This is a genomic window from Cloacibacterium rupense (genome assembly GCF_014645495.1).
GTDB classification, from domain to species: Bacteria; Bacteroidota; Bacteroidia; order Flavobacteriales; family Weeksellaceae; genus Cloacibacterium; species Cloacibacterium rupense.
Map to the genome: position 1 here is coordinate 49,095 of NZ_BMLV01000003.1, position 26,581 is coordinate 75,675.

Below are 26,581 nucleotides of genomic sequence, written 5' to 3' on the forward strand. Positions count from 1 at the left end.
CATTTGCTATTAGCTAATTGCATTTATGAGAAATACACAAATAACCATCAACGTAGAACTTGATGATAACCACATTCCAGAAAAAATGACTTGGAACGCTCAAGATGGCGGTGTAGAAAACCAAGAAACCAAAGCTACCATGATTTCAGTTTGGGACGATAAAAAATTTGAAGCTCTTAGAATAGACCTTTGGACAAAAGATATGCCTGTTGACCAAATGAAAGTATTTTTGCATCAAATTTTTGTTTCTCTAGGTCATACCTACCAAAGAGCAACTGGCGAAGATGATGTGGCAGATAAAATTCAAGAATTTGCAGAGGAATTTGCATTGATGAGTAAAATTAAATAAATCCTCAAAAAATGTTCACAACCAGAAAAGCAACTTTAGAAGATTTACCGCAATTGGCCAATTTATTTGACCTATACAGAACTTGGTATCATAAAGAAAGTGACATCGTAGGCGCTGAAAATTTCTTGCGTGAAAGATTAGAAAACCAAGATTCTGAAATTTTCTTAGCCGAAGAAAATGGAATATTGACGGGTTTTACTCAATTATACCCTTTATTTTCCTCCACCAGAATGAAAAGATATTGGCTGCTGAATGATTTATTTGTCAATGAAAATCATCGTGGAAAAGGACATTCTAAAGCATTGATAGAAAACGCAAAAGAGTTGTGTGTTGCTACAAAAGCTTGCGGAATTCTTTTAGAAACCGATAAAACCAACAAAATTGGCAACCAACTCTACCCGAGTTGTGGCTTTGAGCATTATACGCACGCCAATTTTTATGAATGGACCAATCACTTTTAATGTTAGATGTTAGATTTTGGATTTTGGATTTACGATTTCTAACAGAAAAAAGATAAATTTTAAATCCAAAATCGTAAATCGTAAATCGTAAATCGTAAATAATTATGACTGAATTTCAAAAATACATCCAAAGATATCTAGACCAAATTCCGACAGAAAATTGGTTGGAAGAAATGATTAATTCTGGCGCAGAAACCATTCAGATTTTTTCTGGTTTAAACAACGAAACTGCACTTTTTGCCTATGCAGAAGGAAAATGGACTTTGAAGGAATTGCTTCTTCATTTAATAGACACCGAAAAGATTTTCCAATACAGAGCGCTTCGTTTTGCAAGAAAAGACCAAACCGAACTTGCTGGCTTTGATGAAGATTTCTTCGTTGCGAATTCTTTTGCCAATGACAGAACTCTAGTGAGCTTGCTAGAAGAATTTAGAATTGTAAGACAAACTTCAATTATTTTCTTCGAAAATCTGCAAAATGTTGCACTTGCCAACACGGGAAAAGCCAACGGAAACGAAATTTCTGTAGAAACCATCGGAAGATTAATCGTAGGACACAATTTCCATCATTTAAAAATAGTTGAGGAAAGGTATTTACCCAATTTGAAATAATATAAACCACATCATCTGTCATTCCGAAGGAATTTTTACAAAAATGAATTATAAAGTAACAATACAATATTTGTTAATTTCAATTCTATCAATTGGAATTTCATTTTTACTAGCTTATCATTTTTGGTGGAAACTTGATTTATACTCTGGTGATTTTTTCAAACTCTTTTTAATAATAGGATTGGGTTGGATTGGCATTTTGCATTTAGGAATTCTAGTTTCAAGGAAAATATTTTTAAAAAATTACAACTTCGGTTTTATAGGTCTATTAAGTTTTCATAAAATTGAATCTCAAGAAAATTTCGCAATATTCAGAAATACTTTAACAATATTCTCATTTACCATTTTCATTTTAGCAATTTTCTTATTTTATAAAATTGTAAATTTTGTAGAATACACAGATTTAACTTATTATGGAGTTGAAAAATCAGTGAAAATTGAAGATATTTCATATTATAAGGGCAACAAAAGAGCAAAAATAAATTTTGAATTTAACAATGAAAAAATTTCAAAAAATTTGTTTTTGAAAGACACTTTAAAAAATATTGGAGATTTTGAAACCATCATTTTTTCATCAAGAAATCCTAATATTGTAGAACTAAAATCAGAATTTGAAGAAAATTCTAAATAATTATGGAAAAAACACTAGAAATACTAAAAAACGGAGGTGTTATCCTCTATCCTACTGATACCATTTGGGGAATTGGTTGTGATGCCACCAATGTAGAAGCCATCAACAAAATTTTTGAAATCAAAAAGCGTGAGAAAACCAAATCGATGATTATTTTGGTAGAATCTGAACGACGATTACAAGATTTGGTGGATGTTCCAGAAATGGCATGGCAGATTATTGATTTATCTGAAAAACCTGTCACCATTGTTTATGAAAATCCAAGAAATTTACCAAAAGAAATCTTAGCAGAAGACGGAAGCATCGGCATCAGATTGGTAAAAGATGATTTTTGCAAAAAATTGATTTCTAAACTCAATAAACCTTTGGTTTCCACATCGGCGAATTTTAGCGGAGACAAATCTCCTTTGAAATTCTCAGATATTTCTCAAGAATTGATTGATGCAGTAGATTACGCAGTGGAAGAAAACAGAGAAAGCGTTTCTAAATATTCTGGTTCTTCTGTTATCAAAATTTGGAGTGACGGAAGAGTGAAAGTTTTGAGAGAGTGATGGAAAAGGAATTTCATATTTATTTAGGAAAATTTCAAAATAATGAAAGTGAGTTTCCTTTTATGCTTTATATTTTAGCGGATAAAGATTCAGAATATGATATTGATTATGCAGTTTCAATTATGGAGAATGAAGGTTTTGAAGATGGAATTTTCAATAAAGTAGGAAAAAAGAATTTTGGAGAAATATATAAAGATGAGAAATTCAAAGAATATTTTGAATCAGCATTAGAATTTGGTTACTGCATTGTAAAATATACTTAAAAAATCATTTGTATCTTTGCAAAATATTTAGATTATTGGAGGCAATTAAGAACTTCCATCTTCAGACTTCCATCTTCCAACTTATGAAAATCAATTTAACCCAAAATAAAAATTTCAAACTTTTTAAAATCATTTCTAAAGTTGCCCAAGAAAATAACCAAACGGTCTATATTGTGGGCGGTTACGTTCGTGATTTGTTGATGCAAAGAAAAGCACCAACAGACATCGATTTTGTAACCGAACAAAGCGGAATAGAACTTGCAAAAGCAGTAGGAAAAGAGCTCGGAGATTTGAAGGTTTCTGTTTTCAAAACCTACGGAACGGCGATGATAAAATACAAAGATTTGGATTTGGAATTTGTGGGCGCCAGAAAAGAAAGCTATTCCGAAGATTCTAGAAAACCAGCCGTAGAAACTGGTACTTTAGAAGACGATCAAAAACGCAGAGATTTTACCGTAAATGCATTGGCAATTTCTCTGAATGCTGAAAATTTCGGGGAACTCATTGACCCTTTCAACGGAAGAGAAGATATGCTGAATAAAGTTCTTAAAACACCTCTAGAACCAGATCAAACCTATTCTGACGATCCTTTGAGAATGATGAGAGCCATAAGATTTGCATCGGTTTTAGATTTTAAAATTGAAAAAAATTCTCTAGAAGCCATCAAACAAGAAGCAGAACGCATCAAAATTGTTTCGATGGAAAGGATTATGGTGGAATTCAACAAAATTATGTTGAGCGAAAAACCTTCGGTTGGTTTAAAATTGATGGAAGAAACTACTCTTTTAGAAAAAATAATCCCTGAATTGACGGCTTTAAGAGGCATTGAAGAAGTAGAAGGACAAACGCACAAAGATAATTTTTGGCACACGCTAGAAGTAGTTGACAATATTTCTAAAAATACAGATAAACTTTGGTTACGTTGGGCTGCATTGCTTCACGATATCGGAAAAGCACCGACTAAAAAATTTGTAGAAAAAGTGGGTTGGACTTTCCACGGACACGAATTTCTAGGTTCTAAAATGGTGAAAAATCTGTTTACTAGACTGAAATTATCTTTAGGAACTGATATGAAATATGTGCAGAAAATGGTGAAACTTTCATCTCGCCCGATTGCTTTGATTGATGATGGAACTTCGGATTCTGCCTTGAGGAGATTGCTTTTTGACGCTGGTGAAGATTTAGAAGATTTATTCACGCTTTGTAAAGCAGACATCACCACGAAAAATGCTTCGAAACAGGAAAAATTCAAGAAAAATTTTGAATATGTGGCGAAAAAAATCAAAGAAGTGGAAGAAAAAGACCACGTTAGAAATTTTCAACCCCCAATTTCTGGTGAAGAAATTATGGAAATGTTCAACTTAAAACCAGGTCGTGAAATTGGAATTTTAAAGGAAAAAGTAAAAGAAGCCATTCTAGAAGGTGAAATTGCCAATGATAAAGATGAAGCAAGAAATTTCGTGATTAAAGAAGCAAAACTTTTAGGCTTGGAAATATAAATTATGCCACAAATGCACGAATTAATTTTAAAAATATTCGTGTATTTGTGGCAAAAAAATTAGTCTTCTACTTTATCTGAATAATCAAAATTTCTTACGGCTTCAAGCGTTTTATCGATTTCGGTCTCGTTGATGGCATCAGAAATAAACCACGTTTCGTAACCACTTGGTGGAAGATAAATTCCCTGAGCCAACAATTGATGGAAGAAATTATTGAATAACGCATGATTAGAATCTGCAGCTTCCTCAAAATTAGAAACTCTATTCGTATGGAAGAAAACACTCATCATACTGCCTTTTCTATTAATTTTATGGGCAATTCCCTTTTCATTGAGAATTTTTCCAATTTCAAAATCTAGCGTTTCTGTAGTTTTATTTAGTTTTTCGTAGAAATTAGGATTATTTTTAATGAGTTGAAGCGTGGTCAATCCAGCTCTCATTGCAAGAGGATTTCCACTAAGAGTTCCCGCTTGGTAAACGGCACCTTTTGGAGCCAAACAATTCATAATTTCGTTTCTAGCTGCAAAAGCACCAACTGGCATTCCGCCACCAATCACTTTTCCGTAACAAACGATGTCTGCTTTTACATTGTACAATTCTTGCGCTCCACCAAAAGCCAATCTGAACCCCGTCATCACTTCATCAAAAATCAATAAAGCGCCATTTTCATCACAAACTTTTCTTAGATTTTGAATGAAACTATTTTCTGGCAAAACGCAACCCATATTTCCTGCAACGGGTTCTACAATAATCGCAGCAATTTCACCTTGATTATGACGAAACAAATCCTCAACTTGTTCTATATCATTGTATTTTGCTAAAAGAGTATCTTTTGCAGTTCCAGAAGTTACGCCTGGTGAATTAGGATTCCCAAAAGTGGCAGCTCCGCTTCCTGCCTTTATTAAAAATGAATCTGAATGTCCGTGATAACAACCTTCGAATTTGATGATTTTTTCTCTTCCGGTATAACCTCTTGCCAATCTGATGGCACTCATACAAGCTTCTGTACCTGAGGAAACCATTCTGATTTGGTCAATATTCGGAACGTTTTCGATGATAAATTTTGCAATTTCTGTTTCTAGTTCTGTTGGCGCACCAAAAGAGAAACCTTTTTCTGCTTGTAATTTCACGGCTTCTAAAACTTCAGGATGAGTATGTCCTAAAATTGCTGGTCCCCAAGAATTGATGTAATCTACATAAGTTCTTTCATCTGCATCGGTAAGATAAGCACCTTTCGCAGATTTCATAAAAATAGGAACTCCACCTACAGATTTGAAAGCACGAACTGGCGAATTGACACCTCCTGGAATATATTGATAAGCTTCTTCGAATAACGCTGAACTTCTTTGGTAAATCATAATTGATGATTGAAAATTGATTGTCGATTAATTTCTTGGTTTTCTGTTTTTGAGATAGATGAGTTGACCTTCTTTTACTTTATCCCCATACTCCATGCGGTTTTTGTCGTAAAGTTTGTCTAATCTTATGGCAAATTTCTGTGAAATACTGTACATGCTTTCTCCTTTTTCAGCTCTGTAAGTATCTACACTTCCTTCTGAATTTTTCTTCTCTAAAAATAGGATTTGCCCTTCTTTTAAAGCATTAGAAGTCAATTCGTTCCATTTCATCAACTTAGATACAGAAACTTCATATTTTTTGGAAATATCTTCTAAATTAACCTCCGAAGCATCATCATAATCTGGCTCTACAGGGATAACAATATACCTAAGCGCTTCGTTAGGATGGGCTTTCATTAAAATCGAAAGCAGCACTTCTTGCTTGGTTAATTTTACAGGCTCTGGAGCATCTATCACCACTTTCGGCTCGTCTTCTATTTTTTCTGTTGGTAATGGTAGATTTTTAGCCAAAAAAACTTTGTCATTGGCCAATTCAGGATAAAGAGCTAATAACTTTTCTGTAACTTCTTCCTTTTTAATAAAGTCAAATTCAAAAAGTCTATATTTTTCGATTTTTGCAATCAATATATGAGCATACCTAGGATTGGTAGCATAGCCCGCCTTTTTCAATCCGTGTGCCCAAGCTTTATAATCTTTAGGGTCCAAACTAAACAACCCTCTATAAAACGGTCTGTTAACCAAAAAAATAGAATGGTCTTCATAAGATTGTTTAGGGTCATCATACACTCTGAAACACTCATTGGGTGCATCATCGGTATATTTCATGGTTCTACCCGTCCAGTTTTCCTTGCATTTAATTCCGAAATGATTGTTGCCTTGTTGCGCCAAAATGCTTTGTCCACCTCCCGTTTCTAAAAGACCTTGAGCTAAAGTAATAGAAGCCGGAATTTTATACTTCTCCATTTCTTCTACCGCAAAATGCGCAAATTTTTGAATGTATTGGTCTTCTGTTTTCCAACCTTGCGCTTGGAAATTCGAAATCATGAGTATTGAAAATATTACGATAAATTTCTTCATATTTATTTTTTAATCGAATAAAACTTATTAAGTTCTACAAATATTAATTAACTCTTTGTTCTTCTTTTTCAACATTTCATTAGCCCCTGCTATTCCTTGTACACCACCGGTGTGAAATGCTAAGATTTTACTATTTTCTGGAAAATAACCATCTGCAATCATCTCAAAGATTTTTCTCAGCATCTTCCCAGTATAAACAGGCTCTAAAACAATGCCAAAATATTGATAAAATTCATTAATAAAACGTACATTTTCGTCTATTATTTTACCAAAACCTCCATCTGACGCATCTATTAAGGTGAAATGGTCTTTTTGAGAAAGTTTTTTTATTCTCTTTTCTAAAGAATCATCTTTCACCGCCTTGAAACCAATGACCTGCTGATGAGGCTCTGCAAATTTTACAAGTCCAGAAACAGTGCCTCCTGTTCCTACAGCACAACAAAGATAATCAAAACCCTTTGTCTCATCAGAAAGCATATATTGTATTCCTTCTACTGCATTTTCATTGGTTCCACCTTCTGGAACCACCAAACTTTCTGGAAATTCTTCTTGAAGTTCTTTCATCATTTTTTCCTTATCTCTGTACACTTCCCGACTTACAAATCTGAAAGTCATACCGTTTTGATGTGCCAAAAAAAGAGTGGGATTTTCTTGCCAAGAATCTTCTAATTCATTTCCTCTGATGATGCCAAGAGTTTGAATTCCGAACTCGTTCCCCAGAGCTGCAGCTGCGGCAATATGATTAGAAAAAGCACCTCCAAAAGTGATAATCTTCCTTTCGGAAACTTCTTTTTCTAAATATTTTTTCATGTTAAAAAACATTTTCCAATATTTATTTCCAGAAATTTCGGGATGAGTAAGGTCTTCTCTTTTGATGAAAAGTTGTACACTTGCCCCAATAGAAATTTCAACGATTGGAATGGTATGTTCTAATAACTTCATTGGGTGCAAAATTATGGATTTTATGCTAAAAAATATTCTTTTTAACGTGCATTATGATTTCTTTAAGACTTTTTAAGGCCCTATAAAACAATTTCGGGATGCCCCAAAAAAAGCCATCCCGAAATTTAAAAAACTATATGTAAAAATTCAAAGAAAATTTATTTCTTAATCGGTGGAAAATTAGCCATCATTTCTTCTACAATGGCAGGAATTTGTTTTTGTTTAGATTTTGGAGAATCTACATTAATCCCATTTCCTACCCCTTGCCAAACTAATTTATTGGTTTTAGTATCTACAATATCGATAACCAATGAGCCTCTGGTGTAGTGATTAGTCCAAGTGCGGTTCATTCCCCAGCCCCAACCATAAGGACCTCCCCATCCCCACATTCCTCCTGGGTAATCATTATTGATATCTGTAATTTCTTTGTGAGATGCTTTAAGATTAATAATTAAATCAGGAGTCTGAGAAGCCGACAATCCTTTAGATTGTAAGTTTTTAGCTACTTCATTCAGTACCCTATCCTTATCTAAATCATTAATTTTAAGGTCATCTACCCTAAATTGATAAGTCTTATAATCTGTAAAATGAGCAGTCGGAGAATAATCAGTTTTTACTTGAAACGGACTACAAGAAGTAACCAAAAGTGCTACTGACGCTGCTAGAACTAAAAAATATCTTTTCATTTTTTTTGATTTATTGGGTTCTTAATAATTTTTCTGAAAGTATCTGTTTTTTTATCGTAACCATAAGGACAATGCTTACAACCACTTTTGCAACAATAACCACGTTTTAAGTGATAGGCTTCTGTAAAAACACGATATCCTTGTTCGTTGTAATAATAATCTATGTTTTCTTTTATATCTCTATCAAATTTCATTCCATAAATTTACAAATAAAATTTTAACCTTTAACTTTAAGTTATAACGCATAAATTCTATATTTGTTTTATGATTGTGCTTACACTAAAGCTTCTTAAAAAAACCAAAATTAACGGGATTACGCTTTTTCCGTTTATATTTCTTCGTGATAAGAACTTGAAAAACAACAAAATTCTAATGAACCACGAAAAAATACATATCCATCAACAAATAGAACTTCTCATTATCTTTTTTTACATCTGGTATGTGGTAGAATATTACTATTGGTACTTTAAACTTAAAGATAAAAATTTAGCCTACCATAATATCTGTTTCGAGCGAGAAGCTTACGCGCAAGAACAAGACCTAAACTACCTAGAACACCGAAAATTGTGGAGTTTTTGGAAATACAAAATGTAAAAAACGTGCAAAATTGCACGTTTTAACTATATCAAAATTATTTTTCTGTTACTTCTGGTATTGGGTTTCCTATACAACCACTTGGATTTTCAATTTTAAGAATCTGAGCTAAAGTAGGTGCAATATCAGTCATAAAATGAGGCTTATTGCTTTGTCCGTTTTTGATACCCGTTCCCATAAAAATCAATGGAATATGAGCGTCATAAGAATTCCATACGCTATGGGTAGTACCCGTTTTAGAATAAGGAGGCAACATCCCATCATGAGAAATCACTTGTATATCTCCACTTCTTTGCCAGTTATAACCATTGATTATTCTAGTTTTAATAGGCTCTGGAATGCTTGCTTCTGCTACTTCATCTAAATCTACAACATACAAAACAGTAGGGTCTGCTTTTAAAATTTTAATAACTTCACCTTTTATTTCATCAGCATCTAGGTTTTTCTCTTTGATTAAATTTTGATTAAGATAAACCTGATAGTTATCTATACCCCAAATCATTTTATCTTCCCCAAACTTTTCTTTTAACATGGTATTCAAAGTCTTTTCAAACTCCTCCCCAAAAAATCCAGTTGCCATTTTGTTGGCTTCCATATAGCCTTCAGCATGGGCTGCTCCGTGGTCTGCAGTCAAGAAAACTAAGTATTTACCTTTACCCACTTTCGCATCTAGCATTTTGAAAAACGCGGCTAAATCTCTGTCTAATCTTAGGTAAACATCTTCTACTTCGATAGAATTGGGCCCAAATTTATGCCCTGCATAATCGGTAGAAGCAATATTAATGGCCAAAAAATCAGTATCTGCATTTCTTCCCATTTGATAACCATCTATGGCTGCTTCAGCAAATTTTAAAGTTAAAGTATTCCCAAAAGGGGTTGACCTGATGTTATCTTTTTTAACTTCATAATCTGCAGCCAAATTGCTGTAAGGGAAAGTTGGTGTTTTGGCACTACCCAAAAGACCTTCCCATTTATTATTATCCGAAGTGCTTTCGGTGTATTGCTCTATCGGTAAAAGCGTATTCCAGCCATTGGCTACCAAACTTTTAGGTAAATTTTTAGCATTAAAATCCTTAACCCAAACGGGTAAATCATTCATATAATAAGAACTGGTGATAAAATCTCCAGAAGAATCATCAAACCAAAAAGCGCCTGTAGGATTGTGGCCCGCTGGCAAAATAGATGCCCTGTCTTTCAGGGAAACGCCCACCACTTTTGAGCGGAAATTGGTAGCAATGCCTAATTGGTCTGTAATGGTGGTACTCCAAAGATTTTTTGGCGAATGCTGACCTATTTTAGCGTTACTAGTTCCTACTGCTTGCACAGAGGTATCCGTAGTACAGTATACGTTTTTCCCTGTAGTTTTATCTGTCCAATCATTTCCCGCAATCCCGTGAATAGAGGGCACAGAGCCTGTATAAACACTGGTATGCCCCAATGCCGTAACCGTAGGAATATAAGGAATCATAACATTATTAAACGAATAGCCAGTATTTAACAATCTTTTAAAACCTCCATCAGTATATTTTGATTGATATCTGTATAGATAATCCCATCGCATTTGGTCTATCACCAAACCTACTACCAATTTAGGCTTCTGTACACTCTCTGTACTCGGTTTTACATGCTTCTGTGATTCAGATTTTTGTGCATTAAAGCAGACAACAGAAAAAACAGTGATTGCTATTAATGTAATTTTTTTAATCATAGGATTTTAATTTTATTGGATTTCGCAAATTTAAAGTTTTTGATCTGGAGCTACACTAAAAATAGTTTTAAATAATGTTAAATAAAACAAAAAAACGCACCATAAAATGATGCGTTTCATATCGTAAATTCCAAAAAATGATTAGAATTTCAAATCTCCGTTTACTTCTCTTACCGCTGCTGCTGCAGTTGCAAATTTTTCTTTCTCAGCATCAGAAAGTTCAATTTCTACAATGCTCTCTACTCCATTTTTACCAATAATAGCAGGTACACCTAAGCAGATATCAGACTGTCCGTATTCACCATCTAACATAAGAGAACAAGGGATCATTTTCTTTTGATCACAAGCAATCGCCTGAACCATTACAGAAACGGCAGCACCCGGTGCATACCAAGCAGAAGTTCCTAGTAATTTAGTCAAAGTAGCTCCACCTACTTTAGTTTCTTCTACCACATAAGCTTGTTGTTCTTCTGATAAGAAAGCTGTCACTGGCACACCATTTCTAGTAGCTTTTGACAATAATGGCAACATACCTGTATCACTATGTGCAGCGATTACCATACCATCTACATCAGAAATAGGAGCTCCTAGCGCCTCAGCCAATCTGTATTTAAATCTTGCTGAATCCAAAGCCCCTCCCATACCAATAATTTTGTTTTTAGGTAAACCAGAAGTCTTATGTACTAAGTAAGCCATAGTATCCATAGGGTTAGAAACTACGATAATGATTACATTAGGAGAATGTTTTACTAAATTTTCTGTAACATCTTTTACAATACCAGCATTAATACCAATCAACTCTTCTCTAGTCATCCCAGGTTTTCTAGGAATACCAGAAGTAATAACAGCTACATCAGAACCTGCAGTTTTGCTATAATCCCCTGTTGTACCAGTAATTTTAGTATCAAATCCATTAAGAGATGCAGTCTGCATCAAATCCATTGCTTTTCCTTCTGCGAAACCCTCTTTAATGTCAACCAAAACTACTTCTGAACAGAAGTTTTTCATTGCGATATACTCTGCGCAACTAGCACCTACTGCGCCTGCGCCTACTACGGTTACTTTCATACTTTAATTTTTTTTTAATTTTAAATAAAATTCTAGAACCTAACGGGTTCATTTTTTTGCACCTCAAATTTAATGAATGTTTGAAAATTGAACAATTTTATTTATATGAAATATATCGGCATTAACAATATTTTATAAATAATGATAATAGATTTAAAAATTAACTTAAATCAATGATTGAATAGAATGCAATTGTTAAATTTGTGCTTTATTTTTACAATATATGAAAAGCATTTTTTTGAAACACCTGCACGAAGGTTATGCCAATAGAAAATATGACCTCAACAAAAGTAGAATAGAAAAGTTTATCGATGACTTTTTTAGGTTTGTTTTTTTTCTTGAATTACAAAGATGCAACTCAGAAAACGAAATGAACAATAGATTGATAGGTTTCAAAAAAGATTTTACAGAAATTCTACAATCCGTTTTTGACACTCCCGAAGAAGCCAACCAAACCGCTGAATATTTTTTCGAAAAATTCCCAGAAGTTTACGTGACCCTCGAAAAAGATGCTGAATTTCTACTTCAAAACGACCCTGCAGCTGCTTCTTTAGAAGAAATCACTTTCTCATACCCCGGATTTTACGCCACTGCCATCTACCGCTTTGCTCATGAATTGTATGTAAAAAACATTCCGGTAATCCCTAGAATATGGACTGAACTAGCACACAGCAAAACGGGTATAGACATTCACCCTGGTGCTACCATTGGCTCACCATTTTTTATAGACCACGGCACTGGTATCGTAATTGGTGAAACTTCTAACATAGGAAATTTTGTAAAATTATACCAAGGCGTAACTTTAGGCGCACTCTCTGTTTCTAAAGAAATTGCCAACACCAAAAGACATCCTACCATAGAAGACCACGTAGTCATCTATGCCAATGCCACTGTTCTAGGTGGAGAAACCACCATAGGCGAAGGCTGCATTATAGGAGGTAACGTTTGGATTACCGAAAGTCTACCCGCCAATTCTGTAGTTTTTCACAAAGGTCAGGTCACCATCAAACAGAAATATCCTACCGAAGAACCGATTAATTATTTTATTTAAAATTCTCAAATCATAAAAAACGCTCAGAAAAAATTTTCTGAGCGTTTTAGTTTCTAATTCTCCTCTTCAAAGTAAAGAATATAATATTTTCCGTTCTCATCTTGCCCCTGTTGAATTTTTTTTCGGTCACCATGTACGTAAATGTGGAAATTTTTATCCAACTTGATTATGCTTTTCAACAAACGTGCATTTTTCTTTACCGCCGCATCATTGATGGCAAAATCATCAGAAAGTACATAATCTCTTTCGTCTTCATATTGTGTTTTAAAGGCATTAAAACTCTGTATCACCTCATCATCTGCCAAAACTTCTCCAGCAAATTCTTCCATCTTAAATTCTTCTTTCTCCTTAAAAAAAGTAAGCGATTTATTCAGCAAATCCACTTGGTCAGCTCTAGAAATTTCAAATTCCTGTGGAAGTTGCTTGGTGATGTATTCTTTATAAAGTGTCAAAGTTTCTTGCGTCTCGAAATATTCGTCTTGTCGCTGACGAACCTGCAAAAAATCGTCCATCCAATAACTGGTTTCCGCCCTAGAAGTACCGTCTATAATAGAAATAAGGTAACCTTGTTCTTTTGTAGTATTGTAAATAATACAACCTTTATCTACTTTGTTCAGATTAATTCCTTGTAAAGTTTCGAGCTCAAAATTTTCATTTTTAGGCGAAACTTTCAGAAAAGTATCTTTGTTTTCAGATTTAAAAAGTCCTACCGCATCATATCTTTCACCTTTTACCATCAAATCTTTGAAATAGCAAACATAGAATTCTCCACCTTTAGTTCTTGGGTTGGTAGAATGTTCGTAAAGCAATTTTGCCAATTTTTTAGATTGGTTTTCTAACAATTCTGGTTGTTCAAAAATCTCTGAAACATAGGTATAAACCTCATTATTCTCGATATTAGAACTATGGAAAAACTCGAAAAATATTTCGGGTTTAAAATTTTTAAGGAAATAATCTTTCAGCATCTGTTTCATTTCTTCTTCCAAGAAAATTTCAGTATCCGAAGTCACCAAAGCTTCCTGATGCGTTTGGTTTCCAACGTAATTGATGCAAAGATGTTCTAGTGTGGTTTCTTCTGTGAAAATCATTTTGCGAAAATAGGGAAAATTTGGAAAATGTATAGTCACAAGATTTTACATTATATATAGAAACAAAAAAATCCCAACTTTTCAGTCGGGATTTAATTATTTTATGTAATTTGATATTACTTCACTTCTTCGAAATCAGCATCTTGTACATTATCACCTGCATTTGCTCCCGCAGTTTCTGGTTGCGGTTGTGCTTCTTGAGTGGCTTTGTACAATTCTTCTGAAGCGGCCATCCAAGCTGCGTCTAATGCTTCTAACTTAGGCTTAATAGCATCTGCATCTTTGGTTTCGTAAGCAGTTTTTAGTTCTGCGTGTGCTGCTTCTATTGCGGCTTTTTTATCTGCAGATAATTTTTCTCCAAATTCTTTCAATTGCTTTTCAGTTTGGAAAATCATTCCATCAGCTTTATTGATGGTTTCTACATCTTCTTTTCTCTTAGCATCGGCTGCTGCATTTTCTTCTGCTTCTTTTTTCATTCTTTCGATTTCAGCATCAGAAAGTCCAGAACTTGCTTGAATTTTGATAGACTGTTCTTTACCAGTTCCTTTGTCTTTCGCAGAAACGTGTAGAATACCATTAGCATCAATATCGAAAGTTACTTCAATCTGAGGAACTCCTCTTGGTGCAGGTGGAATATCTGTTAAATCAAATCTACCAATTTCTTTATTATCATTAAACATTGGTCTTTCACCTTGTCCTACTCTAATGCTTACTGCTGGTTGATTATCACTTGCAGTTGAGAAAACCTCAGATTTTTTGGTAGGAATCGTAGTGTTAGCTTCAATTAATTTAGTAAAAACAGAACCCATAGTTTCAATACCTAAAGAAAGCGGAGTTACATCTAATAACAATACATCTTTCACATCACCTGTTAAAACTCCACCTTGAATTGCAGCACCAATTGCTACTACTTCATCAGGATTTACCCCTTTAGAAGGTGCTTTTCCGAAGAATTTTTCTACTGCTTCTTGAATTGCAGGAATTCTGGTAGAACCACCTACTAAGATGATTTCATCTATATCAGAAGTACTCATTCCAGCATTGGCTAGAGCTGTTTTACAAGGCTCAATAGTTCTTTCAATTAATCTATGTGCCAATTGCTCGAACTTAGCTCTTGTTAAAGTTTTCACCAAGTGTTTTGGTCCCGTTGCAGTTGCAGTAATATAAGGTAAGTTGATTTCAGTTTGAGTAGAAGAAGACAATTCTACTTTTGCTTTTTCTGCAGCTTCTTTTAATCTTTGAAGTGCAATAGCATCCGCTTTAAGATCTACACCTTCTTCAGATTTGAATTCATCTGCCATCCAATCGATGATTACGTTATCAAAGTCATCACCACCAAGGTGAGTATCACCATCGGTAGCTTTTACTTCGAAAGAAGCGTTACCATCTACTTCGTACATTTCTAGTACAGAAACGTCGTGAGTACCACCACCACAGTCGAAAACTACCACATTAAGGTCTTTTTTACCTACTTTGTCAAGTCCATAAGCTAATGCTGCAGCCGTTGGTTCGTTGATGATCCTTTCTACTTTAAGTCCTGCAATTTCACCAGCTTCTTTAGTAGCTTGTCTTTGTGCATCGTTAAAGTAGGCAGGAACAGTAATTACCGCTCTTGTTACTTCTTGCCCTAAGAAATCTTCTGCCGTTTTCTTCATTTTTTGAAGAATCATAGCCGAAATTTCTTGTGCGGTATATTCTCTGTCATCTATTTTTACTTTTACAGTATCATTAGGTCCCGCTACTACAGCATATGGAACTCTAGAAATCTCTTCTTTATCTTTAGAAAACTGCGTACCGATGAATCTCTTGATTGAATAAACAGTTTTTGTAGGATTAGTTACCGCTTGTCTTTTGGCAGGGTCACCTACTTTTCTTTCGCCATCTTCTGTAAATGCTACAATAGACGGAGTGGTTCTTTTACCCTCTGCATTTGCAATTACTACAGGATCTTTTCCTTCCATTACCGCAACGCAAGAGTTGGTAGTACCTAAGTCAATTCCAATAATTTTACTCATAATATTTTTATTTTTTTTCTTTTAATTAATTTATTTTTCTTGAAATTCACTAATTCTGTACCAAGTCAAAAATTGTGACAAATTGACATTATTCATTTCTTGTCATTTTTTTCATTTGTCATTCTGCACAAAAAAAGCTCCATTATGGAGCCTTAACGATATAATTTTTGTCTTAATTATTGTTTGATGAATTTATCAGATTTCAATAAATTTCCTTTACTATAAATTCTAATGTAATAAATTCCTAAAGACAATCTTTTGATATCTATTTTTTCTTGAATTTTTAAATTAGATTTCGCAAGAACCAACTTTCCAGAAGAATCAAAAACCTCTACCTCATCTACTGCAATCATAGGAGATGAAACAGAAATAAATTGTGTACTAGGATTTGGAAAAAGTTTGATTGCCTCTATTTTTTCAATCTCTGTTAAGCTCAAAGTTTGACACCCGTTAGAATTAAGGAGTGAAGCTCTAGGTCCACTTAAAACATTCCTTGTAATTGTTTTTTGGCCATTGGTAAAAAAAGCCATACAACTATCATTTACATAATCCATAAAATTCATAAACATGGCACCGTCAGGAGTAGAAGTGCATGTATAAATGTTATCTGGATATGTAGGACAATCAAAATACCACCTGTTTGTTGCTGGTGTATCGGCTACTCCATCATCATTTGCAGGTGTACCACAAGCGCTACCATCATCTCCCCACGGATGCAATAACCCCAAATAATGACCTATTTCATGTGTCGCAGTTCTACCTCCATTATATGGCGAATTCACCGTACCAATTGTACCAAAATACTGATAACCAATAGCTAACCCGTCAAAAGGTTGACCAGCAGCTCCTTCTGGCAAGTAAGCAAATCCCAACAAATCAGGATTATCAAAAGCTCCTATCCAAATATTCAAATATTTATTAGGATCCCAAGCCAAATCTCCTGTTGATTCATAATATTCATTTTCAAAATCGAAAGTAGTAGGCACAGATTTTCTTACAATTCCATTAGTAGCAACTCCGTTTGGATCTTTTGTAGCCATACAAAAAGCTATTTCCAAATCTGCACCAAATGGTTGAAATGCTGCAGGTACTACACTTGAAAAATCTGAATTTAATTTTCTAAAATCCTGATTTAATACTGATATCTGTGATTGAATCTGTGCATCTGAGATATTTTGAGTTGAATTTTTATACAATACATGTACTACTACAGGAATGGTAACTATATTACTAGACCTATTAGTTTTTTTAAGATTATTAGGATTCACTAAAAACGCCCTTAACTCTTTTGCATAGCTTCTGACTTCTGGATTTTTTTGATAAAATTCTTCCATCTTTTGAGAAGTTCCACACATTCTTTGTCCAGAAACTAGACTAAATAAAAAAATATTAAATAATAAAATTACATTCTTCATATCAAAACTCTTTTGTTACAAATTTAATTAGAAATATTAAAATTCGTTCATTTTAAAAAAAACATTCAGTAAAATTTTATGTTTTTTATTAAATTTGAAGTAAACTTCTATATTCTATGCCACAATTTAATCCTAGAGATATTACTTGGCTCGGCTTTAATGCCAGAGTTTTACAAGAAGCAATGGACGAGACCGTTCCTCTGCATCTTAGAATCAGATTTTTAGGGATTTTTTCTAATAATCTAGACGAATTTTTCCGAGTGCGCGTTGCCGGACTTAAACGCGCCCTAGAACTCAAAGAAAAATTGGCAGTCGATACTTTCTTTGAAAGACCTCAGAAAATCCTTGACAAAATCAATAAAATTGTAATTGCTCAACAAGAAGATTTCGATAAAACCTGGAAAAAAATTCAGGAAGAAATGGCAGAACAGAAAATCTTCATCAAAACTCCAAAAAAACTCACCGAAAAACAAAAAGACTTTGTGAGAAAATATTTTGACGAAGAAGTAGAATCAAACGTGATTCCTATCCTGCTTCACGACCATGTCCCGCTTCCTTACCTTAGAGAAAAAAGCCTCTACCTTGGCATTGCCATGCGCAGAAAAGATTGGCAATACAACACCAAATTTGCCATAATAGAAGTTCCGGCTAGGTCAAACGGTAGATTCGTGATTCTGCCAACAGAAGATAATGATGAAACAGACATCATGCTTCTAGAAGACGTAATTGCGTTTAATCTCCCTCACATTTTCTCGTATTTTGGGTATGACGAATTCAAAGCCAACGCCTTCAAAGTGACCAAAGATGCAGAATTCGACCTTGATAATGACATCAGAACTTCCTACGCAGAAAAAATAGAAAAAGGCATTAAATCTAGACGAAAAGGCAAACCTACAAGATTTGTTTTTGATAAAGATATGGACAAATCCTTGGTCGAATTTCTCATCAAAAAATTAAATTTAAGCAAAAAAGATAGCATTATTCCAGGACAAAAAATTCATAATTTCAGACATTTTATGGATTTTCCAGATGTTTTTAAAGAATATAAAAAACCGATAGAAAGAACTTCTTTTCCACATCCTGAGTTCGACAATCAAGAAAGAATTACCGATGTGATTACTCAAAAAGATGTCTTGCTCACTTTTCCATATCATACGTTTAATCACGTAATCGACCTTCTGCGTGAAGCAGCAATGGACCCTGATGTAAAATCGATACAACTTACAGCATACCGATTGGCAAGCAATTCTAAAATCGTAAACGCACTTATCAATGCCGTAAGAAACGGAAAAGAGGTCACCGTAATGCTAGAACTGAGAGCCAGATTTGATGAAGAAGCCAATCTAGAATGGAAAGAACGCCTAGAATTAGAAGGCGTGAAGGTTTTGGTAGGCTTACCCAATAAAAAAGTACACGCCAAACTCTGCGTCATCAAAAAAAGAGTGAACAACAAGACCATTCAGTACGGATTTGTAAGCACAGGAAACCTCAACGAAAAAACAGCAAAAATCTATGTCGACCATCTGCTAATGACCTCGAACAGAGCAATAATGGCAGACATTAATAAAGTGTTCAACCTTTTTAGAAAACCAAAACTAGACCCTGTCGTTGAGTTGAAATCGTGTAAAAATCTTTTGGTTTGTCCGCAATTTATGAGAGAAAAAATAGAAGCACACATCGATAAAGAAATAGAAGAAGCAAAAGCTGGAAGAAAATCTGAAATCATCATCAAAGTAAACTCGCTCTCAGACAAAGGTCTAATCAAAAAACTCTATGATGCTGCCGAAGCTGGCGTTACCATAAAAATGATTGTTCGTGGAATTTACTGTGCCGTAGAACAGAAAAATTTTAAGAAAAAAATTCACGCCATCAGCATTGTAGACGAATACCTAGAACACGCCAGAGTAATGTATTTTTACAACAAAGGCAGCGAAGACATCTACATTTCCTCAGCCGATTGGATGACCAGAAACCTAGATTACAGAATAGAAGCAGCTGCCAAAATTACCCATAAATCCTTAAAAAAAGAATTGAAAGATTTGTTGGAAATTCAACTGAAAGGAAATGTAAAAGCCAGAATCTTAGACGAAAATCTGAGCAATAAATATGTAAGAAATGACAAAAAACCTTTCCGAAGTCAGATAGAAACCTATAATTTCTTAAAAAAGAAAGCTGCAGAAAGTTAAACTCTTCTATGAAGAAGTTTTGTTTCTATAAAATTTCCCTTCTCTGAAGAGGTGGCAAAATTTTCATATGAAAATTTTGACGGGGTAGATATATTAGCAGTCTAAAATAAATTGAATGAAAAACATAATTTTAAGTTTTATTGTACTCTCACAGTTCTTCTTTTCTCAAAAAAAAGATAGCTTAAAATTTGTAGAAAAACCAAAATTTGAAACAAAAAGAATCATTATTCCTCTTTCTTTAATGGCAACCGGAACAGCCGTTCTTTTCACAGAAAAAAGAGATGCTCCCGTTCTTGAAAACAAAAATTTTCTAGCATTTGGTGGTTATTTTGAGGATTATGCACAGTTTTCGCCTCACCTTTCTGTTTACGCTTTTGAATTAGCAGGAATGAAACCTAAAACCGATTTCTGGAACAGAACCGCCATTCTAGCAAAATCAGAAATCATCACTTTTGGAAGTGTTTACTTATTGAAAAAAATCATCAAAGAACCTCGACCAGACGGAAGCAATGAATATGGCTTCCCAAGCGGTCACGCTGCCAACGCTTTTGCAGGAGCTACACTACTTTCTATAGAATATGGCGAAAATTATCCTTGGGTTCCTTACGCTGCCTATTCTGTTGCAAGTGGAGTTGGCGCTCTAAGAATTGCCCACAACAAACATTATTGGAGTGATGTCATTTTCGGGGCTGGATTAGGAATTCTTTCTACTAAAATCGCCTATTGGACGCATCAATATCAATGGAATAAAAAATCTAAAAAAGACCAATTTACCATTTTGTATAAAGAACATTTGTAATTATTTAATAAAATTTTGATCTTGAAAGTATTAAGAAATATATTGTTTTTGAGTTTAATTTTCTTTCTTCATTGCAAAGAAAAAAATACCGATTATTACCATATCATTTCAGTTAATGACACAAAATTATCTGAACCAAAAGCTGGAGAATGGCGAGAAACCAGAAAAGAAAAATTTCAGACTTATGAAAGTTTCCAAAAAACTAAAAAAATTATACCATCAAATAATCAAAATACAATTTATCTGCTGCCAATAGGTGACTTTGACAGCTTAGAATCAAAAGAAATAAAGCAAAACAGCATCTATTTAGAGAAATATTTCCAATTAAAAATAAAGATTTTAAAGCCTATTTCAGATAATTTAATTCCAAAAAAAGCAAGAAGAATTATTGACAATCACGAACAATTATTAGCCGGATACATTCTAGATCATCTTCTCCTTACAAATAAACCAAAAGACGCTGTAGTTTTAATGGCTATTACTCAAAAAGATTTATATCCTAAACCAGAATGGAATTATGTATTTGGTTTGGCTTCTTATCAAAAAGGAATTGGTGTAACTTCTATGTACAGATTTCACGATGGCAATTTAAATGATTCAAACTTTAATAAATCTCTACTTAGATTAAACAAAATAAGTTCGCACGAAATAGGTCATATGTTTGGCTTGAATCATTGTTTAAATGCCGTTTGCGTAATGAATGGCACAAATAGCTTACCAGAAACCGACAAGCATTACGCAAGACTTTGTTCTCTTTGTCAAAAGAAGCTTAATTCGAGTTTAAAATACGATAATCAAAAAAGACTTTCTGAGCTTAATCAATATTTTAAAAACAACAACTTCCTTTTTGAAGCCAAATTAACTCAAAAAGATTTGGAAATATTAAAATAAAAAAGCAAAAAGTAAAAATCTTTTTGCTTTTTTGTCTTTCTTAAACACAAAGAAAATCTTTTGTGCCTTTTGTGGTTTAGAAATCTACTCTACTTTCTTCAAATCCAAATCTCCAAAATCAAAAGAAAAATCGGTAACATCTGAAATCGGCTTCATTTTGGCTGAAACTACTTTTCCGTTTTCGTCAAAACTAAGGGTGAAAAATGCGTCTGCATCATAACTTCTATCGTCCCATTTTATCACGAAAGTATCTCTAGAATAAGGCAAAATTTCACCTTTTAACCTTTCGGAAGATTTACACAAAATTCTAAAACCTTTCTTTTCTTTAGAAATCACTACATCACCAAACCAAACATCTCTATACGTTCCTACAAATTGTTCGGGAGCTAGTTTCGCACTTCTATCTTTTTGATAAGCTGCAACTTTAGCATAAGCATCTGCTTTTTCTTTATCGTATTGCTCATTTCCTTTAGTATATCTTTCGGCGTAAGTTTTTAGCCAATCTCTTCCCTCAATTCCTAAGGAAATATCTTTCAAAGTATTGGTAATGGTATTAAAAGCAAGACCTTGTTGTTGATTCGTGAGCACTACAATTCCTAAATTCAAATCTGGAATTAAGGTAAATTGCGTAACCGTACCAATTAAACCACCGGTATGCTGAATCTGGCGGTGACCTTTCACATCAGAAATAAACCAACCGAGACCGTAACCATTAAATTTGGTATCATAAGCGTTCTTTGCAGCAACAGGAATGGGTTGCTGAATTTGCCATAAAATATTTGCATTTTTCTCTGAAACCAAACGTTTTCCGTCTTTGGTAACAAAACCATTCATCAAGAAATTTGCCCAAGTCGTCATATCGGTAATATTGCTCAAAATTCCACCGGCTGCATTGGCGGTTTCGTTCCAATCGTGAGGAACTGCAACAGCTTTTCCGTTAACTGGAGCATGAGCATCAATTTTATTTTCTACAGATTTTGCACGGTTATAACTTCCGAAACTTGCGGTCATTCCTACGGGTTTCATAATTCTTTCTTCGACAAATTCTGCCCAAGTTTTTCCAGAAATTTTGTGAATAATTTCACCTGCAACAATAAACATAATATTGTTATAATCCATTGTATTTCTGAAAGAATGCATAGGTTTTAAGTAGCGAACATTATGAATGAGTTGTTCCGTAGAAATAGTTCCACCTTCTGGAAAAAACATTAAATCTCCTTGTCCCAATCCAAGTCCTGCTCTGTGTGTTACCAAATCTTTGATGGTGATTTCTCTCGTTACATAATCGTCATACATCTTAAAATCGGGTAAAAATTTAGTCACTTTATCGTCCCAATTCAATTTTCCTTCATCAGCTAAAATCGCTAAAGCAGTGCATGTAAAACCTTTAGAATTAGAAGCAATTCCTACCAAAGTTTCTGGCGTCATTGGTAAATTATTCTTAAGCGAACGCACCCCAAAACCTTTAGAATAAATCACTTTTCCGTCTTTTATCACACCAACTGACATTCCTGGAACGTCAAAAGTGGTGATGGTTTTTTGGATAAGTTCGTCTAGTTTCTGCTCTGAAATCTGACTGAAAAAGAACAGAGAACAAAGTATAAAAAATAAAGAGAAGGATTTTTTCATAATGACTTTTTAATTTTTGTAAAGATAGTTTTTTTTAAATTTTCCCATACCATTGTTTGTTAGTTTTTAAGTTCCTGAAATTTGAAATGATGAAATTAAAAAACGCCTATTTTGCTAGCTTTTGGCATAAAAATTGTTTAAATATTAGCAAAAATTTAAAATTAAAACCATGATTGTTCTTTTAGGGGCTGTAGCCTTTTTTTTGATACTATTTGTTATCAAGTTTTCAGTAATTTTGAAGCAAAAATTTTCTAAAATTTATCTCACGAATAAATACAAATCTTTCTTTGATAATCAATTAGATACCTATGATGAAATGATTACATACAGAAGAATGAATTTACGCCTCAATCAAACTGATGTTACCATTTTATTCATTGCTCAGGTATTAATTTTCATCTTTCTCACGGGATTGGCAGCTTTAATTCTATTTTATCTTAATAAAATCTTGTAATATATTAATCCAAAAAAAGTTAATTCTAACTTTTTTATATTCGTTTTAAGAATCATTATTTATTAATTTACTTGTTTAAATTTATTTTCAAGAAAAATTTCAAATTATATTGAATATTTCAAAGAAAAATCTTTAAAAACCGAAATCATAGAAGAAACCGAAAAGTAATTCCAAAAAAAATCTCGCAGATTTAGTTAATTAATCAGACAAAAACCTGTAAATCAACCAAATCAGCGAGAAAAGTAAGCTATTTTAATTCTATTTCATTGCTTTTTCGTAGTAATCAGAAACTACATCCCAGTCTATTACATTGAAAAAAGCGTCTATATAATCTACTCTTTTGTTTTGATATTTCAAATAATAAGCGTGCTCCCAAACATCCATCGCCAAAATAGGATTTCCTGAGATAGACATTCCCGGCATCAGTGGATTGTCTTGATTTGCGGTGCTTCCTACTTTTAATTTACCTGAAGCATCAGCAACCAACCAAGCCCAACCAGAACCAAACTGTTTAGCTCCTGCATCAGAAAACTGCTTTTTGAAATTTTCAAAACTTCCGAAATCTCTATTGATGGCATCTGCTAATTTCCCGCTTGGTTTTCCACTAGCATTTGGCGTCATCACCTCAAAATACAAATTGTGATTGTAATATCCTCCTGCATTATTTCTTAACATTGCATTGCTGGTATCAAGCGTTTTCAGCACCTGCTCTATCGACATATTCGCTTGTGGTTTTCCTTCTACCGCTTTGTTTAAATTGTTAAGATAACCTACATAATGCTTAGAAAAATGCACGTACATGGTCTTTGCATCTATATATTTAGAAAAAGCATCGTATTGATGTTTCAAAGTTTTTATCTTGAAAACTCCATCATTTGCAGTAACATCTGAAGGTTTTCCAAAATCTGTAGATTCTACTTTTACCGCAGGCGCAGTATTACCAACAACCGCTACACAAGAAGTAACCACCGAAAAAGCAATAGCTAAAAGTGATAATTGAACTAATTTTTTCATATAAATATTCTTTTATTTCAAAATTTGAATTTTCCAAAAATAGCAAAAAAGTCCCGAAAATAGGTCAATTTTTCATTAACAAAATCTATGATTTGGTTTGATGTGTTTATTTTAAAGTTAAGCGCTCTCCCATTCTACAATTTTCCCAAGCTACAACTATACTTTGTACTTTTAACTTTACTCTTCGTACTTATAAAAATATTACCTTTGTAAAAAGTAAAAGTAAAATGGAAAGTAAAAAAGAATTCTTTTTAGAATGTTATAAACTCGGGATTATAAAATTCGGTAGATTTACCTTAAAATCTGGCATCGAAAGTCCTTTTTATGTCGATTTAAGACCACTTGCTTCCGAACCAAAAATCTTAAAACATCTTGCCAATTATCTTCTAGAGATGCTTCCATTAGATAATTTTGATGTAATCTGTGGTGTTCCTTATGCTGCATTACCAATGGCAACGGCCATGTCTTTAGAAAGCTACATCCCACTGATTATTAAAAGAAAAGAAGCTAAAGAATATGGCACTAAGAAACTGATTGAAGGAATCTATAAAACCGGACAAAACTGCCTTCTCGTAGAAGATGTCATCACCTCTGGGAAATCTTTAATAGAAACCATCGCCGAAGTAGAAAACGAAGGATTGAAAGTGTCTGATATTGTGGTAGTTCTAGACCGTGAACAAGGCGGAAAACAACTTTTACAAGACAAAGGATATAATGTACACACTCTTTTCAGTATTTCTGAAGTGGTAGAAATCCTAAAAGAAGTAGACCATCTTACTGATGAAGAAGTAGAAAGAATTAACGAATTTATAGCCGGAAACAAAATAGAATTCAAAGAGGAAAAAAGACTTTCCTACGAACAAAAACTAAGCAAATGTGACCATTCTGTTGGTAAAAAATTACTAGAAATAGCCGTAGAAAAACAATCAAATCTGATTGCTTCAGCTGATGTAACCACAACCAAAGAATTGCTAGAATTGGCAGAAAAAGTAGGACCTCATATTGTAGCTTTGAAAACCCACATCGATATAATCTCTGATTTTGATAGTGACAAAACCATACTTCCCTTAAAAGATTTGGCTACAAAATACAATTTCCTTTTGATGGAAGACCGTAAATTTGGGGATATTGGCAACACACAAGAGTTGCAATACAGAGGCGGAACTTACAAAATTTCGCATTGGGCAGATTTGGTGACTTCTCATGTAATTGCTGGTTACCAAAGTCTAGACTGTTTTATGAATTCTGGTGTAATCGCTATACTTTCTATGTCTTCTAAAGGTGCCTTAACTGATAATAATTACCGAACAGAAGCCTTAAAAATTGTAGAAACTCATCCTAATATTGTAGGTTGTGTGGCTCAAAACAAAGTTCCTGAAAATGTTTTGCTTTTTACACCAGGGGTGAATTTAGCAGACAAAGGCGATGCTAAAGGTCAACAATACAATACGCCAGAACACGTTTTCAAAAATTTACACACAGATTTTGTAATCGTAGGACGTGGAATTTACAAGTCTGATGATGCCGAAAAATCTGCAAAACTCTATAAATTAGAATCTTGGAACGCTTACCTTAAATCATTATAAAAATGAAACAACAAAAAATCATCACCCAACAATATTCTAATCTAGAAGAAAAACTCAATGTTTGGTCTCACGCTTTTGGCATATTTCTAAGTGTGATTGCATTGGTTTTGTTGATGACAAAAGCAGTGGAAAAAGAAAATATTTGGATGATGATTAGCTTTCCTATTTTTGGGATAAGTCTCATTTTGCTTTATTTAGCTTCTACACTATACCATTCTGCAAAAGACCCAAGCAAAAGATTCAAATTAAAAATTTTTGACCACGCTGCTATTTATGTCTTAATTGCAGGCAGTTACACGCCGTTTACTTTGGTAAGTTTAAATGGGGAGACAGGTTGGTTTATATTTTCCATCGTTTGGATTTTGGCTTTTACAGGAATTATTCTAAAATTGTTTTTTACGGGAAGATTCAAGGTGCTTTCTACTGCAATGTACGTCTTAATGGGCTGGCTTATTATTTTTTATTTCAAAGAATTAACGGCAAATCTACATTCTGACGGAGTTTTTTACTTGATTTTAGGCGGAGTTTTTTACACCATAGGTGCAGTTTTATACAGCATAAAGAAGATAAAATTCAATCATGCCATCTTTCATATTTTTGTTTTGGGTGGCAGTTTTTGTCACTTTTTATCAGTTTATCTTTATATTTAAAATTC

At 33.8% G+C, this 26,581-nt stretch carries 27 protein-coding genes; 15 read left to right on the forward strand and 12 right to left on the reverse strand.

The window, feature by feature from the left end; all coding sequences use genetic code 11:
• Nucleotides 1–25 precede the first annotated feature (25 nt).
• From gldC to IEW40_RS07890, 7 genes are all read left to right on the forward strand, one after another.
• A complete protein-coding gene (gene gldC / locus IEW40_RS07860; RefSeq protein ID WP_188617550.1) occupies nucleotides 26–349 on the forward strand; it encodes a gliding motility protein GldC in 324 nt (107 codons plus the stop codon).
• A gap of 11 nt (nucleotides 350–360) precedes the next feature.
• Nucleotides 361–810, forward strand: coding sequence for a GNAT family N-acetyltransferase (locus IEW40_RS07865; protein WP_188617551.1), 450 nt, complete (start codon nucleotides 361–363; stop codon nucleotides 808–810).
• A gap of 104 nt (nucleotides 811–914) precedes the next feature.
• Nucleotides 915–1,421 carry a DinB family protein gene (locus IEW40_RS07870; protein WP_188617552.1) on the forward strand — a complete coding sequence of 169 codons (507 nt, stop codon included), beginning with the start codon at nucleotides 915–917 and terminating at the stop codon, nucleotides 1,419–1,421.
• Between the two features lie 43 nt (nucleotides 1,422–1,464).
• On the forward strand, nucleotides 1,465–2,052 hold the full coding sequence (locus tag IEW40_RS07875) for a hypothetical protein (RefSeq protein WP_188617553.1): 588 nt from the start codon (nucleotides 1,465–1,467) through the stop codon (nucleotides 2,050–2,052).
• Between the two features lie 2 nt (nucleotides 2,053–2,054).
• Nucleotides 2,055–2,603 (forward strand): L-threonylcarbamoyladenylate synthase, encoded by a 549-nt coding sequence (locus IEW40_RS07880; protein WP_188617554.1) that lies wholly within the window; start codon nucleotides 2,055–2,057, stop codon nucleotides 2,601–2,603.
• Entirely contained in the window at nucleotides 2,603–2,866 is a 264-nt protein-coding gene (locus tag IEW40_RS07885; RefSeq protein WP_188617555.1) for a hypothetical protein, read from the forward strand. Before IEW40_RS07880 ends, IEW40_RS07885 begins: the two co-directional genes overlap by 1 nt.
• An 83-nt stretch (nucleotides 2,867–2,949) precedes the next feature.
• Nucleotides 2,950–4,365 carry a CCA tRNA nucleotidyltransferase gene (locus IEW40_RS07890; protein ID WP_188617556.1) on the forward strand — a complete coding sequence of 472 codons (1,416 nt, stop codon included), beginning with the start codon at nucleotides 2,950–2,952 and terminating at the stop codon, nucleotides 4,363–4,365.
• Nucleotides 4,366–4,424: 59 nt separating this feature from the next.
• Here the strand turns inward: IEW40_RS07890 and hemL are convergent, their stop codons facing one another.
• From hemL to IEW40_RS07915, 5 genes are all read right to left on the reverse strand, one after another.
• Complete coding sequence (gene hemL, locus IEW40_RS07895; protein ID WP_188617557.1) at nucleotides 4,425–5,723, reverse strand: glutamate-1-semialdehyde 2,1-aminomutase; 1,299 nt, start codon at nucleotides 5,721–5,723, stop codon at nucleotides 4,425–4,427.
• 27 nt (nucleotides 5,724–5,750) lie between these two features.
• Nucleotides 5,751–6,800 carry a glucosaminidase domain-containing protein gene (locus tag IEW40_RS07900; protein ID WP_188617558.1) on the reverse strand — a complete coding sequence of 350 codons (1,050 nt, stop codon included), beginning with the start codon at nucleotides 6,798–6,800 and terminating at the stop codon, nucleotides 5,751–5,753.
• Nucleotides 6,801–6,827: 27 nt separating this feature from the next.
• The gene (locus IEW40_RS07905) at nucleotides 6,828–7,742 is read right to left on the reverse strand and encodes a 1-aminocyclopropane-1-carboxylate deaminase/D-cysteine desulfhydrase (protein ID WP_188617559.1); all 915 of its coding nucleotides are present in this window, start codon (nucleotides 7,740–7,742) and stop codon (nucleotides 6,828–6,830) included.
• A gap of 158 nt (nucleotides 7,743–7,900) precedes the next feature.
• Nucleotides 7,901–8,428 carry a DUF4136 domain-containing protein gene (locus IEW40_RS07910; RefSeq protein ID WP_188617560.1) on the reverse strand — a complete coding sequence of 176 codons (528 nt, stop codon included), beginning with the start codon at nucleotides 8,426–8,428 and terminating at the stop codon, nucleotides 7,901–7,903.
• Nucleotides 8,425–8,622, reverse strand: a complete 198-nt coding sequence (locus tag IEW40_RS07915; protein WP_188617561.1) for a C1orf53 family protein — start codon at nucleotides 8,620–8,622, stop codon at nucleotides 8,425–8,427. The genes IEW40_RS07910 and IEW40_RS07915 overlap by 4 nt, the downstream gene beginning before the upstream one ends.
• A gap of 70 nt (nucleotides 8,623–8,692) precedes the next feature.
• Between IEW40_RS07915 and IEW40_RS07920 the strand changes: the two genes are divergently transcribed.
• Nucleotides 8,693–9,022, forward strand: coding sequence for a hypothetical protein (locus IEW40_RS07920; protein WP_188617562.1), 330 nt, complete (start codon nucleotides 8,693–8,695; stop codon nucleotides 9,020–9,022).
• Nucleotides 9,023–9,059: 37 nt separating this feature from the next.
• On the opposite strand, the gene pafA is transcribed toward IEW40_RS07920, so the two are convergent.
• Nucleotides 9,060–10,730 carry an alkaline phosphatase PafA gene (gene pafA, locus IEW40_RS07925; RefSeq protein WP_188617563.1) on the reverse strand — a complete coding sequence of 557 codons (1,671 nt, stop codon included), beginning with the start codon at nucleotides 10,728–10,730 and terminating at the stop codon, nucleotides 9,060–9,062.
• Between the two features lie 141 nt (nucleotides 10,731–10,871).
• A complete protein-coding gene (locus tag IEW40_RS07930) occupies nucleotides 10,872–11,798 on the reverse strand; it encodes a malate dehydrogenase (protein WP_188617564.1) in 927 nt (308 codons plus the stop codon).
• Between the two features lie 223 nt (nucleotides 11,799–12,021).
• Between IEW40_RS07930 and epsC the strand changes: the two genes are divergently transcribed.
• Complete coding sequence (gene epsC / locus IEW40_RS07935) at nucleotides 12,022–12,849, forward strand: serine O-acetyltransferase EpsC (protein ID WP_188617565.1); 828 nt, start codon at nucleotides 12,022–12,024, stop codon at nucleotides 12,847–12,849.
• 53 nt (nucleotides 12,850–12,902) lie between these two features.
• Here the strand turns inward: epsC and IEW40_RS07940 are convergent, their stop codons facing one another.
• The 3 genes from IEW40_RS07940 to IEW40_RS07950 all read right to left on the reverse strand — a co-directional run bounded on the left by IEW40_RS07940 (nucleotide 12,903) and on the right by IEW40_RS07950 (nucleotide 17,367).
• The gene (locus IEW40_RS07940; protein WP_188617566.1) at nucleotides 12,903–13,937 is read right to left on the reverse strand and encodes a nucleoid-associated protein; all 1,035 of its coding nucleotides are present in this window, start codon (nucleotides 13,935–13,937) and stop codon (nucleotides 12,903–12,905) included.
• Between the two features lie 116 nt (nucleotides 13,938–14,053).
• A complete protein-coding gene (gene dnaK, locus IEW40_RS07945) occupies nucleotides 14,054–15,952 on the reverse strand; it encodes a molecular chaperone DnaK (protein ID WP_188617567.1) in 1,899 nt (632 codons plus the stop codon).
• A 176-nt stretch (nucleotides 15,953–16,128) separates the two neighbouring features.
• Nucleotides 16,129–17,367 (reverse strand): M43 family zinc metalloprotease, encoded by a 1,239-nt coding sequence (locus IEW40_RS07950; RefSeq protein WP_188617568.1) that lies wholly within the window; start codon nucleotides 17,365–17,367, stop codon nucleotides 16,129–16,131.
• Nucleotides 17,368–17,483: 116 nt separating this feature from the next.
• Between IEW40_RS07950 and ppk1 the strand changes: the two genes are divergently transcribed.
• The 3 genes from ppk1 to IEW40_RS07965 all read left to right on the forward strand — a co-directional run bounded on the left by ppk1 (nucleotide 17,484) and on the right by IEW40_RS07965 (nucleotide 21,243).
• Nucleotides 17,484–19,553 (forward strand): polyphosphate kinase 1, encoded by a 2,070-nt coding sequence (gene ppk1 / locus IEW40_RS07955; protein ID WP_188617569.1) that lies wholly within the window; start codon nucleotides 17,484–17,486, stop codon nucleotides 19,551–19,553.
• 115 nt (nucleotides 19,554–19,668) lie between these two features.
• The gene (locus tag IEW40_RS07960; RefSeq protein WP_188617570.1) at nucleotides 19,669–20,352 is read left to right on the forward strand and encodes a phosphatase PAP2 family protein; all 684 of its coding nucleotides are present in this window, start codon (nucleotides 19,669–19,671) and stop codon (nucleotides 20,350–20,352) included.
• Between the two features lie 48 nt (nucleotides 20,353–20,400).
• Complete coding sequence (locus tag IEW40_RS07965; protein ID WP_188617571.1) at nucleotides 20,401–21,243, forward strand: archaemetzincin; 843 nt, start codon at nucleotides 20,401–20,403, stop codon at nucleotides 21,241–21,243.
• An 84-nt stretch (nucleotides 21,244–21,327) separates the two neighbouring features.
• Here IEW40_RS07965 and IEW40_RS07970 read toward each other — a convergent pair whose 3' ends face one another.
• Nucleotides 21,328–22,872 carry a serine hydrolase gene (locus IEW40_RS07970; RefSeq protein ID WP_188617572.1) on the reverse strand — a complete coding sequence of 515 codons (1,545 nt, stop codon included), beginning with the start codon at nucleotides 22,870–22,872 and terminating at the stop codon, nucleotides 21,328–21,330.
• Nucleotides 22,873–23,041: 169 nt separating this feature from the next.
• Between IEW40_RS07970 and IEW40_RS07975 the strand changes: the two genes are divergently transcribed.
• Nucleotides 23,042–23,326, forward strand: a complete 285-nt coding sequence (locus IEW40_RS07975; RefSeq protein ID WP_188617573.1) for a hypothetical protein — start codon at nucleotides 23,042–23,044, stop codon at nucleotides 23,324–23,326.
• A gap of 258 nt (nucleotides 23,327–23,584) precedes the next feature.
• On the opposite strand, the gene IEW40_RS07980 is transcribed toward IEW40_RS07975, so the two are convergent.
• Nucleotides 23,585–24,340 carry a superoxide dismutase gene (locus tag IEW40_RS07980; RefSeq protein ID WP_188617574.1) on the reverse strand — a complete coding sequence of 252 codons (756 nt, stop codon included), beginning with the start codon at nucleotides 24,338–24,340 and terminating at the stop codon, nucleotides 23,585–23,587.
• Nucleotides 24,341–24,567: 227 nt separating this feature from the next.
• On the opposite strand from IEW40_RS07980, the gene pyrF reads away from it, so the two are divergent.
• Nucleotides 24,568–25,926, forward strand: coding sequence for an orotidine-5'-phosphate decarboxylase (gene pyrF, locus IEW40_RS07985; protein ID WP_188617575.1), 1,359 nt, complete (start codon nucleotides 24,568–24,570; stop codon nucleotides 25,924–25,926).
• Between the two features lie 2 nt (nucleotides 25,927–25,928).
• Nucleotides 25,929–26,576, forward strand: coding sequence for a PAQR family membrane homeostasis protein TrhA (trhA, locus tag IEW40_RS07990; RefSeq protein WP_188617576.1), 648 nt, complete (start codon nucleotides 25,929–25,931; stop codon nucleotides 26,574–26,576).
• Nucleotides 26,577–26,581 lie beyond the last annotated feature (5 nt).

What these genes read in the sequence shown, in the direction of transcription:
- IEW40_RS07870 (WP_188617552.1), top strand. Translation starts at nt 915, where the DNA reads ATGACTGAATTTCAAAAATACATCCAAAGATATCTAGACCAAATTCCG.
- IEW40_RS07970 (WP_188617572.1), bottom strand. Translation starts at nt 22,872, where the DNA reads ATGAAAAAATCCTTCTCTTTATTTTTTATACTTTGTTCTCTGTTCTTT.
- epsC (WP_188617565.1), top strand. Translation starts at nt 12,022, where the DNA reads ATGAAAAGCATTTTTTTGAAACACCTGCACGAAGGTTATGCCAATAGA.
- IEW40_RS07885 (WP_188617555.1), top strand. Translation starts at nt 2,603, where the DNA reads ATGGAAAAGGAATTTCATATTTATTTAGGAAAATTTCAAAATAATGAA.
- IEW40_RS07905 (WP_188617559.1), bottom strand. Translation starts at nt 7,742, where the DNA reads ATGAAGTTATTAGAACATACCATTCCAATCGTTGAAATTTCTATTGGG.
- IEW40_RS07880 (WP_188617554.1), top strand. Translation starts at nt 2,055, where the DNA reads ATGGAAAAAACACTAGAAATACTAAAAAACGGAGGTGTTATCCTCTAT.
- gldC (WP_188617550.1), top strand. Translation starts at nt 26, where the DNA reads ATGAGAAATACACAAATAACCATCAACGTAGAACTTGATGATAACCAC.
- pafA (WP_188617563.1), bottom strand. Translation starts at nt 10,730, where the DNA reads ATGATTAAAAAAATTACATTAATAGCAATCACTGTTTTTTCTGTTGTC.
- IEW40_RS07915 (WP_188617561.1), bottom strand. Translation starts at nt 8,622, where the DNA reads ATGAAATTTGATAGAGATATAAAAGAAAACATAGATTATTATTACAAC.
- IEW40_RS07960 (WP_188617570.1), top strand. Translation starts at nt 19,669, where the DNA reads ATGAAAAACATAATTTTAAGTTTTATTGTACTCTCACAGTTCTTCTTT.
- dnaK (WP_188617567.1), bottom strand. Translation starts at nt 15,952, where the DNA reads ATGAGTAAAATTATTGGAATTGACTTAGGTACTACCAACTCTTGCGTT.
- hemL (WP_188617557.1), bottom strand. Translation starts at nt 5,723, where the DNA reads ATGATTTACCAAAGAAGTTCAGCGTTATTCGAAGAAGCTTATCAATAT.
- IEW40_RS07910 (WP_188617560.1), bottom strand. Translation starts at nt 8,428, where the DNA reads ATGAAAAGATATTTTTTAGTTCTAGCAGCGTCAGTAGCACTTTTGGTT.
- IEW40_RS07930 (WP_188617564.1), bottom strand. Translation starts at nt 11,798, where the DNA reads ATGAAAGTAACCGTAGTAGGCGCAGGCGCAGTAGGTGCTAGTTGCGCA.
- IEW40_RS07890 (WP_188617556.1), top strand. Translation starts at nt 2,950, where the DNA reads ATGAAAATCAATTTAACCCAAAATAAAAATTTCAAACTTTTTAAAATC.
- pyrF (WP_188617575.1), top strand. Translation starts at nt 24,568, where the DNA reads ATGGAAAGTAAAAAAGAATTCTTTTTAGAATGTTATAAACTCGGGATT.
- IEW40_RS07940 (WP_188617566.1), bottom strand. Translation starts at nt 13,937, where the DNA reads ATGATTTTCACAGAAGAAACCACACTAGAACATCTTTGCATCAATTAC.
- IEW40_RS07950 (WP_188617568.1), bottom strand. Translation starts at nt 17,367, where the DNA reads ATGAAGAATGTAATTTTATTATTTAATATTTTTTTATTTAGTCTAGTT.
- IEW40_RS07875 (WP_188617553.1), top strand. Translation starts at nt 1,465, where the DNA reads ATGAATTATAAAGTAACAATACAATATTTGTTAATTTCAATTCTATCA.
- IEW40_RS07920 (WP_188617562.1), top strand. Translation starts at nt 8,693, where the DNA reads ATGATTGTGCTTACACTAAAGCTTCTTAAAAAAACCAAAATTAACGGG.
- ppk1 (WP_188617569.1), top strand. Translation starts at nt 17,484, where the DNA reads ATGCCACAATTTAATCCTAGAGATATTACTTGGCTCGGCTTTAATGCC.
- IEW40_RS07980 (WP_188617574.1), bottom strand. Translation starts at nt 24,340, where the DNA reads ATGAAAAAATTAGTTCAATTATCACTTTTAGCTATTGCTTTTTCGGTG.
- IEW40_RS07900 (WP_188617558.1), bottom strand. Translation starts at nt 6,800, where the DNA reads ATGAAGAAATTTATCGTAATATTTTCAATACTCATGATTTCGAATTTC.
- trhA (WP_188617576.1), top strand. Translation starts at nt 25,929, where the DNA reads ATGAAACAACAAAAAATCATCACCCAACAATATTCTAATCTAGAAGAA.
- IEW40_RS07865 (WP_188617551.1), top strand. Translation starts at nt 361, where the DNA reads ATGTTCACAACCAGAAAAGCAACTTTAGAAGATTTACCGCAATTGGCC.
- IEW40_RS07975 (WP_188617573.1), top strand. Translation starts at nt 23,042, where the DNA reads ATGATTGTTCTTTTAGGGGCTGTAGCCTTTTTTTTGATACTATTTGTT.